This window comes from Streptomyces hygroscopicus subsp. hygroscopicus (assembly GCF_001553455.1).
In the GTDB taxonomy this organism is placed as follows: domain Bacteria; phylum Actinomycetota; class Actinomycetes; order Streptomycetales; family Streptomycetaceae; genus Streptomyces; species Streptomyces hygroscopicus.
The window spans coordinates 1-9,656 of sequence record NZ_BBOX01000168.1 but is presented as its reverse complement, the minus strand read 5'-3'; the positions used below and the strand labels follow the sequence as shown (position 1 = coordinate 9,656).

General features: G+C 74.2%; 7 protein-coding genes and 1 pseudogene. 5 read left to right on the top strand and 3 right to left on the bottom strand.

Features of this window, described 5'->3' with window-relative positions; genetic code table 11:
- Together AXW62_RS18820 and AXW62_RS18815 are read left to right on the top strand one after the other, a co-directional pair.
- Positions 1–261 (top strand): annotated as a pseudogene (locus AXW62_RS18820) (ABC transporter); the annotation flags it as partial.
- The gene (locus AXW62_RS18815) at positions 258–1,049 is read left to right on the top strand and encodes an ABC transporter permease (RefSeq protein WP_060945545.1); all 792 of its coding nucleotides are present in this window, start codon (positions 258–260) and stop codon (positions 1,047–1,049) included. The pseudogene AXW62_RS18820 and the gene AXW62_RS18815, both read left to right, overlap by 4 nt.
- On the opposite strand, the gene AXW62_RS18810 is transcribed toward AXW62_RS18815, so the two are convergent.
- Positions 1,030–4,158: an ATP-binding protein gene (locus tag AXW62_RS18810; protein ID WP_060945544.1), complete on the bottom strand. Its 3,129-nt coding sequence runs from the start codon at positions 4,156–4,158 to the stop codon at positions 1,030–1,032. The genes AXW62_RS18815 and AXW62_RS18810 overlap by 20 nt on opposite strands.
- 559 nt (positions 4,159–4,717) lie before the next feature.
- Between AXW62_RS18810 and AXW62_RS18800 the strand changes: the two genes are divergently transcribed.
- Positions 4,718–5,671 carry a peptidoglycan-binding protein gene (locus AXW62_RS18800; protein ID WP_060945542.1) on the top strand — a complete coding sequence of 318 codons (954 nt, stop codon included), beginning with the start codon at positions 4,718–4,720 and terminating at the stop codon, positions 5,669–5,671.
- Positions 5,668–6,546: a helix-turn-helix domain-containing protein gene (locus AXW62_RS18795; protein ID WP_060945541.1), complete on the top strand. Its 879-nt coding sequence runs from the start codon at positions 5,668–5,670 to the stop codon at positions 6,544–6,546. Before AXW62_RS18800 ends, AXW62_RS18795 begins: the two co-directional genes overlap by 4 nt.
- A 351-nt stretch (positions 6,547–6,897) precedes the next feature.
- On the opposite strand, the gene AXW62_RS18790 is transcribed toward AXW62_RS18795, so the two are convergent.
- Complete coding sequence (locus tag AXW62_RS18790; protein WP_060945540.1) at positions 6,898–7,347, bottom strand: RidA family protein; 450 nt, start codon at positions 7,345–7,347, stop codon at positions 6,898–6,900.
- Positions 7,344–8,876, bottom strand: coding sequence for a monooxygenase (locus AXW62_RS18785; protein WP_060945539.1), 1,533 nt, complete (start codon positions 8,874–8,876; stop codon positions 7,344–7,346). The genes AXW62_RS18790 and AXW62_RS18785 overlap by 4 nt, the downstream gene beginning before the upstream one ends.
- A gap of 63 nt (positions 8,877–8,939) precedes the next feature.
- Here AXW62_RS18785 and AXW62_RS18780 point away from each other — a divergent pair, with 63 nt between their 5' ends.
- Entirely contained in the window at positions 8,940–9,641 is a 702-nt protein-coding gene (locus AXW62_RS18780; protein ID WP_060945538.1) for a TetR/AcrR family transcriptional regulator, read from the top strand.
- The last annotated feature ends 15 nt before the right edge of the window (positions 9,642–9,656 follow it).

Below are 9,656 nucleotides of genomic sequence, written 5' to 3'. Positions count from 1 at the left end.
GGGCACGTCCGCCTCCGCTTCGCCGACCCGGCCGCGTACCGGGCCGCCGCCTCCGCCCTGCGCGAGACCACCCGCGACGACGAGTCCCTCACCCTCCGGCTCCCCACCAACGGCAGCCAACGCGAACTGCGCGCCATCCTCGACCAGCTGGACTCGGCCGGTGTGGAGGCAGCCGAGCTGACCGTGCACACCCCCGACCTCGACGACGTCTTCTTCGCCCTGACCAGCGGCACCCACCAGATGGAGGAGGCGGCCCGATGAGCTCCCTCTCCCTCGCCGTACGCGACGCGTCCACGATGCTGCGCCGCAACCTCCTGCACGCGCGGCGCTACCCGTCGCTCACCCTGAACCTCCTGCTGACACCGATCGTCCTGCTGCTGCTCTTCGTCTACGTCTTCGGCGACGTGATGAGCGCGGGCATCGGCCACGGCGGCGCCGACCGCTCCGCGTACATCGCCTATCTCGTCCCGGGCATCCTGCTGATGACCATCGGCGCCACCCCGGCCGGGACCGCGGTGTCCGTCTCGATGGACATGGCCGAGGGCATCATCGCGCGCTTCCGTACGATGGCGATCCACCGCGGATCGGTGTTGATCGGGCACGTCGTCGGCAGCGTGCTCCAGTCGATCCGGAGCGTGGTCCTCGTCGGCGCCGTCGCCGTGGCCGTCGGCTTCCGGTCCACGGACGCCACGGTCCTGGAGTGGCTCGCGGCATTCGGGCTGCTCGTGCTCTTCGCCGTGGCGCTCACCTGGATCGCCGTCGGCATGGGCCTGATCAGTCCGAACGCCGAGGCCGCCAGCAACAACGCACTGCCGCTGATCATCCTCCCGTTCATCTCGAGCGCCTTCGTCCCGGTCGACGCGATGCCGGGCTGGTTCCAGCCGATCGCGGAGTACCAGCCGTTCACGCCCGCCATCGAGACCCTGCGCGGGCTGCTGCTCGGCAGCGAGATCGGCGACAACGGATGGATCGCGATCGTCTGGTGCCTGGGCCTGACCGTACTCGGTTACTTCTGGTCGACATCGCTCTTCAAGCGCGACCCGAAATGAGTGCGCGGATCGCATCCCGCAGCTCGTCCCGCCCCAGGGCGGCGTACGCCGACACCGCGTCGGCGTACGCCGCCCGGTCGGCGTCCTCGGCCGCCCGCCGGGCGCGGGCCGCCGACATGGTCGGCTGGAACTCGCGCAGCACCCGCAGCCGTTCGGCCAGCGCGATCATCCGTACGGCGGAGGCGTCGCCGGACGCGAGGCCCGCCACGCCGAGCGCGTGCAGCACCGTTCCGTACACGGGGAACTCCAGGGGCGTGCGGGACGGGGCGGCAAGCAGCGTGCGCAGCCGCTGCCGCAACCCGTCGACCGGTTCCGCGACGAGCTCGAGGCGGCCGGCGTACGCGTGCGCCGTCACCGCCGCCGACTGGATCTCCAGCGCCCACGGGTCGAGCCAGGGGTCGCCGCGGTGCGTCGAGCCGGCCCCGGGTATCCGCTCCACGGCACGGCGCCACAGGCCGAGCCCGGCCTCCGACAGCCCCTGGAAGAGCGCTATCTCTGCGCGCACGCCGAGGTCGGGGCTGTAGAAGGGGTCCTCCTGCGGAGTGCCGTCGCCCTCCGCCTGCCGCAGCCAGTACTCGGCCTCGCCCGGATCGCCGCGCTGCAGACAGGCAAGGGCCAGGCCCCAGCGGATGCCGATGTAGTCGCGTTCGTCGCCGAGCCGTGGCAGCGCCTCGAGTGCGGCTCTGAGGTATCCGTACGCGGCCTCGCCCCGCCCCGTCTTCAAGCACAGCTCGCTCATCCGCGAGTAGCCCATGACCCGCAGGGCCGGGTTGTCGATCGGCGCCAGTGCGGCGATCATCCGGCGAGCGGAGGCGAGCGCGCGGTCGATGTCGTGCTCGTGCTCCCAGACGTAGCTGGCGAAGCCCTCGGCGACGGCGGCGACCAGTGGCCGCTCGCTGGCGCAGAGCTTCCGCAGCACGTCGTAGTCGGGCGGCAGCATCTCGGGGCCCGCGCTCAGCACCACGGCGGTGGCGCGCGGCAGCGTGTCCGGCGGTGCCGTGGGCAGCCGGCGGAGAGTGGCGAGGTGGCGTGCGACGCACGGGCCGGAGTCCATGAAGAGGCTCACCAGGCACAAGACCGCGGCGGTGCGCGCCACTTCGACGTGCCCGGGCTCGGGGTGGTAGTGGGACAGCGGCGACGCGGTGTCGGCGGCGAGGGCGGCGAGGCGGGGGTAGTTGGAGTCGGTGGACCACAGTGCGGCGAGAACGGCGGTGACGGCGGCGGTGGTGGGGCCGTCCGCACGGGCCAGGGCGTGCCGCAGAGCCGCCACCAGATTGTCCTGCTCGACTTCGATCCGCTCCCAGTGGAGCAGCGGTTCCGGGCCGAGGAGCACGTCGTGGTACGCGACCCCGAAGTCCCGCGCCCAGGCGAGGAACCGGCCGGTCGCTTCCTCGTCCCCGTCCGCCTCCGCACGCCGCGCCGCGCTGAACTCCCGTACCGTCTCCAGCATCCGGAACCGCACGCCGACCGGGGTGTCGGCGATGGTGAGCAGCGACTGACCGGCCAACTGCTCCAGCAGGAACAGCGCGTCCTCGCCCAGCACCCGCTCCGCCGCTTCGCCGGAGAAGCCGCCGGGGAAGACGGACAGCGTGCGCAGCGCGGCCCTGGCGTCCTCCGCGAGCAGGTTCCAGCTCCACTCCACGACCGCGTGCAGCGTGCGGTGGCGCTCCGGTACGTCCCGGGCCCCGCCGCGCAGCAGCGCGAACCGGTCGCCGAGGCGGCGGGCGATCTCCGGCACCGACAGCACCCGCACCCGCGCCGCGGCCAGCTCCACGGCCAGCGGCAGCCCGTCGAGGTGGCGGCACAGCTCGGTCACCGCGTCCGGCGGCAGCTCCACACCGGGCCGGGCGGCCCGGGCCCGTTGCGTGAACAGCTCGACCGAGGTGTCGAGGCCGAGCTCCGGCAGCGCGTACACCGCCTCCGAGGTGAGGTCCAGCGGGGCCCGGCTGGTGGCCAGTACCCGCAGTTCCTTCGAGGCCGAGACCAGGGCCCGTACCAGCTCGGCGGCGCCCCGGATGACGTGCTCGCAGTTGTCCAGCACCAGCAGCGCGGGCCCGGAGCCGAGCACGCCGCGGATGCCGGTCACCGGGTCGGCCGAGGCGAGGCCGCTCCTGGCGCCGGGCCGCCCCTCTCCCGCGCCGAGCGCGGAGGCCACCTCCGCGGCCACGTCCTCGTCCGCCGTGACGCCGGTGAGCGGCACGCAATACACCGCGGGCTGCCCGGCCCGGCGGCTGACGGCGTACGCGAGCCGGGTCTTGCCGAGGCCGCCGGGGCCGACGACGGTGACCGCGCGGGAGGCGCTCAGCAGCCGCTCCACCGCCGCGATGTCATCCTCCCGGCCCAGCAGCGGGTTCGGCTCGTGCGGCACGCCGTGCCTGACCGCGGGTGCCTCGCCGCGCAGCAGCTCCCGGTGGACGGCCCTCAGCCCGGCGCCCGGGTCCGTGCCGAGCGCGTCGCGCAGCTCGCGGCGGTACGCCTCGTACCGCGTCAGCGCCGCGGACGGGCCCGCCGTCGCCGCCTCGGCGCGCAGCAGCACGGCCAGCACCTCCTCGTCGCGCGGACGCTCCGCGGCGACCACGGCCAGCGGCCCGGCCGCCTCCGCGTGCCGCCCCAGCCGGGCCAGCGCGAGGGCCCGCGCCCGTACGAGCGTGCCGCGGACGGCGGCGCGCTCGGCGCGCAACGCGGCCACGGGGTCGCCGGTGCCGCCGGGCCCGTCAGGGGCGCCGTCCCACAGCGCGAGTCCGGCCTCGGCCGCGGCCAGCGAGCCCGCGTGGTCCCCGGACCTGGCCCGGTCCGCGCTCGCGGCGGCGTGCAGCAGCACGGCGGAGCTGTCGACCTGGTCCTCGGTGAGCGTGAGCCGGTATCCGGTGGGCGTGGTCGCGAGGACATCGGCGCCCAGCAGCGCCCGCGCCCTGGACACCAGAACCTGCACCGCCTTTCCCGGCCGCTCCGGCAACTCGTCCGGCCACAGCCCCGCCACAAGCCACTCGGTGCTGCAGCCCGTGCGCACGTCGCCCGCGAGCAGCGCGAGCAGACCGCGGAGCCGGGGCGCGGTGACCTCCTGTCCGCGATAGGCGACACGCGGCAGCAGGGTCAGATCGGTGGTCACGCGTGCAGATTAGCCAAGGCGCGGGCCAGGTCTCCTCGGCGTGCCGCCTGCCGCCTGCCGCACAGCGCGCCCGGGAGGGTGCCCATCGGGCTGGGACGGTGGTCGGCCGCCCGCGAAGCCGGTGACATCCACCCGCGAAGCCGGTGACGAGGGCGGCGGCTGCTGCCGTCGAGGCGACGAGGGACCTGACCTTGATCATGTCTCTTCCCTGGTGGCTGCGGCTGAAGGACGGCGAGGACGGCGAGGACGGCGAGGAGGGCGAAGACGGCGAGGACGGCGCGGGGTGGACCGCGCCGTCCGGTCCGCCCTCCGTAGATTGCCGGCCAATCCGGGTGCGGGCCAGCGAGGTCGGCCCAGCTGGGGCAGCGTGGGACATTCAGGCGTTGACCTGCTGGGATGCGGGACGGGGTGCGGCATCCCTGGGACGTCCGGCTTCGTCAGACATGGCCGAAATATGCGAGCGTGGCGCCTCGGCTGGAACCCGGAGCCCGCGCGGGGTGTACCAACAGAACAAGGAGGCGACGGCCTCGGGGGATGCCTGACGCGTGTGGGGTGGAGCATGTCGCGTTGGAAGGAACTGCCGGATTCGCTGGACCAGAGAGTTCGGCAACTGGTCGTGCAGTTACGGAGACTGAAGGACCGCAGCGGGCTGAGCCTGGTCGCGCTCGAGGCCAGGACCGGATACAGCCGCTCGTCGTGGGAGCGCTATCTCAACGGGAAGGCGCTGCCGCCACGGCACGCGGTGGAGGAGCTGGCACGGGCCACCGGGACGGAGCCGACCCGGCTGCTGGTGCTCCACGAGGTGGCCGAGGAAGCGTGGCAGCAGCGAGTCGCGTCGTCCTCCTCGGCCGGTGCCAAGGACGACGGCGGGCGCGGAGCCGGGAGCCGATCGGCTGCCGAGCGTGCCGGTGCGGCCGAGGGGCCCGCGGGGTCGGCGGAGGAATCCGCGGGGTCAACCGAATCCGCGGCGTCGGCGGAGGAGTCGGGGGCGGCGGGGGAGCGGTCCGCGGCGGCGGGGGGCTTCCGGCCGCCGGGGGTGCGCAGGTCCGTCGCCCTCGCCGCCGTCGTGGCCGCCGCGCTCGTGGGGTTGGGCACCGGAACCCTGATACCCGCGCCCTGGAGGGATGACGACGGCCGGGGTGACGCGGCCAGGGCGGTGATGGGCACGCCCGGCCCACGGCCGAGCGGCAGTACCGCCACCGCCACCCAGGGGCCCGGCCGGTACGTCTTCCAGATGGGCAAGTCCTACCCCTGTGAGGTCCGCGAGGGCCGCACGGCGGGCGGGGGACTGGGCGCGGGGTACAGCACGACGGGCACCGCCATCCTCGCGGGACCGGGCTGGGATGTGGTGGAGGCCCAGTGCCTGCTGCGCCATCACAAGCTCGATCCGGGCACCGTGGACGGGGTCTACGGACAGCGGACCATCGCGGCCGTGGCGCGTCTGCAGAAGCGGGCCGGGCTGCCTGCGGACGGCATCGTCGGCCCGCACACCTGGCAGGTGCTGCGCCGATGACCGCCTCCGCACCGGAGTGCGTGGCCCTGGCCGAGGGGCTGCGCGAAGTGCGGGCACGTACGGGTCTGAGCCTGGTGGCGCTGGCCGAGCGCACCGCGTACAGCAAATCGTCGTGGGAGCGCTATCTCAACGGGAAGAAGCCGGTGCCCCGGCAGGCCGTCGAGGCGCTGTGCGCGACGGCGGGGGAGCCCGCCGGACGACTGCTCGCGCTGTGGGAGCTGGCGGACGCCGAGTGGAGCGGGCGCGCCCGGCACAGCCGTCCCGCCGTGCCGCCTCCGCCCGCGCCCGTCTCGCCTCCCGAGGCCACTGCGGGTGCCGTGGCCACGGCGGCCAACGCCGCCACCGCGGGTGACGTGGGTGGTGTCACGGGCGCCCCCGGGCGGGCACGGCCCTGGCGGCTGCTCACGGTCGGCGTGGGTGCGGCCGCGGTGGCCGCCGTCGCGGTGGCAGCGGCACCGTCCGTGCTGGGGCCGGGGGCCGGGCACCCGACGAGCCTGGCGTCCCCCGTGCTGGACCCCGCCCCCGGGTGCCGGGGAAAGACGTGCGAGGGGAAGGACCCCGGACCCATGTCCTGCGCACTGCCCGGCCGGGTGGAGTCGCTCGGGCCGCAGCGCCGCACCAGAACCGGTGCGGGTGTGGAGATCCGCTACAGCGACGTGTGCGCCGCCGCATGGGGCCGGATCTGGCATGCGAAGGTCGGGGACGCGATCGAGGTCTCGGCCCCCGGCTCCCGGCCCCGTCGAGTCGCGGTCAGGAACACGGCGGATACGGGCGCCTACCGCTTCACGATGATGGTCGGCGGCGCGGACCGGACCGGCTTGCGGCTGTGCTTCATACCGGCGGACGGCACGGGCCGGGAGTGCTTCGACTACTGACGGCCCGTCCGTCTCCTGACGGACGAGCCGGGGCTGGGAGCCGGGGCCGCAGGCTGAATCCCGAGGCCCTCAGCCCAAGCCTGCGGCCCCCAAGCCTCCAGCCCCCAGCCCCAGCCCCGACCCCCGGTCTCCTGGCCTCGGCCCCAGGTCGGCCCGGTCGAGGTGATCCGGCGCGTCGCCTTCGTACTCGTGGACGAGCGACACGCACTGTCCGGGCTGAGCAAGGGAGCCGAGCCGTTCCTCCGCACCATCGGGGCGTCTCCCGGGCTCCTCACCCGGATGCGGCGAGTGGGCACCGGGTTCGGGACCCTCCCCAAAGCCTCCCCGGGCTCCCGCTCCACACCCGGCGGCTCACTCGGCGTCGGCCGGAGCCGCGTCGGCCGGAGCCGCGCCGACCGGGCCGACCGCGTCAACCGCGGCGACCACCTGCACCTCGACCAGATAGTCGGGGGAGAAGAGCGCCGAGACGCCCACCAGCGTGCTGGCCGGTGTCTGCACGGTTCCGGCCCGCAGCGGTCCGAAGATCGCGGGCAGCAGCTCGGGGGTGTAGTCGACGACGAAGACGGTCTCCTGGATGATGTCGTCCCGGGTGGCGCCGACCGAGGCGAGCGCCGCGTCGAGATTGCGGGCGATCTGTTCCGCCTGGGCCGCGTAGTCGCCCAGCCCGACAGGCTGTCCCTCGGTGTCCCAGGCGACCTGGCCCGACAGCTGCACCAGTCGTACGCCTTCGACGGTGACCACCGGGGTGAACGCACCGGGCGGGTGGTACACGCCCGGGGGGTTGAGACGGGTTACGGTCATCGGGCGGCCACCTCCCGCGTCACGCCGGCCCAGGCGGCGAGGGCGGCGTCGCGCTCGGCGCGCCGGGCGTCCGGCTCGGTGCCGCGAGTGGCCCAGGCGATGTGCCCGTCGGGGCGGACGAGTATCTCGGTGACTCCGTCCAGTTCCGGATGGTCGTCGTGCCGCATGACGGTGACGGTGGTGACCCGCGCGTCTCCTGCGGTGTCGGCGGTCCGCCCCGAGCCGGTGTCTCCGGTGAGGTCGAACAGGACGAAGTGGCCCCGGGAGAACAGCTCGTAGGCCCGTGTCGCCGCCGGTGCGGCGGCGATGAGTCCGATGTCGGGCATCCGCCGGCCCACCAACGGGTCGGCGGCGTGGGCACCGGGGTCCGCGTAGCTGGTGGCGAGGGCGGAAACCTGGCCGGCGATTCGGCGATTGACCTCCGGGATGCCCAGCAGGTCGTTGAGCAGACCGCGCAGCGCGGCGGCGGGGCGGCGATACTGCGGGACGAGCGTCAGCTCCGCGAGCAGCGTCTGCACCTCGGTGTTCTCGGTGACGGCCTGCCCGACCGGCCGTCGCTCGGCGACGTAGCTGTCCAGCAGACCGGGCGGCGCCCAGCCGTTCACCTCGGCGGCCAGTTTCCACCCCAGGTTCATGGCGTCCTGGAGACCGGCGTTCAGCCCTTGGCCGGCCGCGGGGAAGTGGATGTGGGCGGCATCGCCCGCGAGGAGAACGCGGCCGCGGCGGTAGCTGTCCGCGAGGCGGGTGGCGTTGCCGAAGCGCGAGAGCCACCGCGGCTCGGCTACCCCGAGATCGGAGCCGCAGATCCGGGTCAGCGAGGTACGGAATTCCTCCAGGGTCACCGGCACACCGCTCGGGGTGCGCATCCGCTCCGGATCCAGATACACCAGGCGGGTCAGCCCACCCTCCAACGGCGCGACCAGCACACCGTGCGCCCGCGCCCTGTCGAGCGCGGACGGCTCGGCGTCGATCGTCGCGAAGTCCCCGAGCACCCCGGTCAGGGTCTCCTCCGTGCCGGGGAAGGCGATACCGGCGGCCTCGCGCACCCCGCTGCGACCGCCGTCGCAGCCGACGACATACCGCGCCCGCAGCGTCTCGGCGTGGTCGCCCTGCCCGCGGACCTGCACCTCGACACCGTCCGCGTCCTGGGAGAGGCCGGTGCACCGGTAGCCGCGGGTGATCTCCACGCCCAGCTCCAACGCCCGCTCCTGGAGCAGGAATTCGGTACGTGCCTGGGGCAGGAACAGGGTGTAGCCGTGCCGGCTGTCGAGCGCGGCGAAGTCGAGCTGGGTGTCCAGGTTCGCGAAGTGCCAGCCCGGCACCGTACGTCCGAGCGCGCGGAACCGGGGCGCGAGGCCGCGCAGGTCCATCAGCTCCACGCTGCGCGGGTGCAGCGTCAGCGCGCGGGAGTCCCGCTGCGGCTCGGTGCGACGCTCGACGATCCGGGTGCGGACGCCGGCCAGCGCCAGCTCGCAAGCGAGCATCAGGCCGGTCGGTCCGGCGCCGACGACGATGACTTGGGCATGCATATGAGGAGGCCCTCCATTTAGTGAACGACGTTCACGAGAACGCTGTTCACTATAGTGGGTCCCATGAGTTCCACGTCAAGCGCCGGCCGAGGCAGGCCCGCCCGGCTCGACCGGGCACGCACCGTCGACACCGCCCTGGACCTGCTGGACTCCCTCGGTCTCGACGAACTGACCATGCGCCGCCTGGCCGACTCCCTCGGCGTGCAGGCCGGGGCGCTGTACCGCCACTTCGCCACCAAGCAGGACCTGCTGACCGCTATGGCCGAGCGGATGCTGGCCGACATCCCCGCACCCCGGGAGGGCGGCGACTGGGACGAGCGCCTGGCCGGCCTTGCCAGAGCAATGCGCACGGCCCTGCTCGCCCACCGCGACGGCGCCCGTGTCTTCGCCGGTACGCACTCGACGGGGGCGCACACCCTGCGCTTCTCCGACACCGTGACCGGTGTGCTGCGCGAGGGGGGCTTCAACGACGAGGACGCGGGCCGCGCCCTGATGGCGGTGGTCAACTACACGCTCGGCCATACCCTGGAGGAACAGGCCGCCCTCCGGCCCGGCGACGACGACATGGCGGACCCCGAACGCCTGCGCCGGGCGGTGGAGTCCGGGCCGTTCCCTCATCTCGCCGCCGCCCTGCCCACCCTCACCAGCACCGACTTCACGGCCCACTTCGAATTCGGCCTGCGCCTGCTCCTCCAGGGCCTGCGGGCGCTCGGCGCATCCGGCGCGCGGCGGCGCGCGGGGGGCGGGGGCGCGGGGAGCGCCTGACGGCTGCCCGAGGGG

Bases quoted from the DNA above. Each gene is read 5' to 3' on its own strand.
- AXW62_RS18815 (WP_060945545.1), top strand. From the start codon at position 258: ATGAGCTCCCTCTCCCTCGCCGTACGCGACGCGTCCACGATGCTGCGC.
- AXW62_RS18800 (WP_060945542.1), top strand. From the start codon at position 4,718: ATGTCGCGTTGGAAGGAACTGCCGGATTCGCTGGACCAGAGAGTTCGG.
- AXW62_RS18795 (WP_060945541.1), top strand. From the start codon at position 5,668: ATGACCGCCTCCGCACCGGAGTGCGTGGCCCTGGCCGAGGGGCTGCGC.
- AXW62_RS18790 (WP_060945540.1), bottom strand. From the start codon at position 7,347: ATGACCGTAACCCGTCTCAACCCCCCGGGCGTGTACCACCCGCCCGGT.
- AXW62_RS18785 (WP_060945539.1), bottom strand. From the start codon at position 8,876: ATGCATGCCCAAGTCATCGTCGTCGGCGCCGGACCGACCGGCCTGATG.
- AXW62_RS18780 (WP_060945538.1), top strand. From the start codon at position 8,940: ATGAGTTCCACGTCAAGCGCCGGCCGAGGCAGGCCCGCCCGGCTCGAC.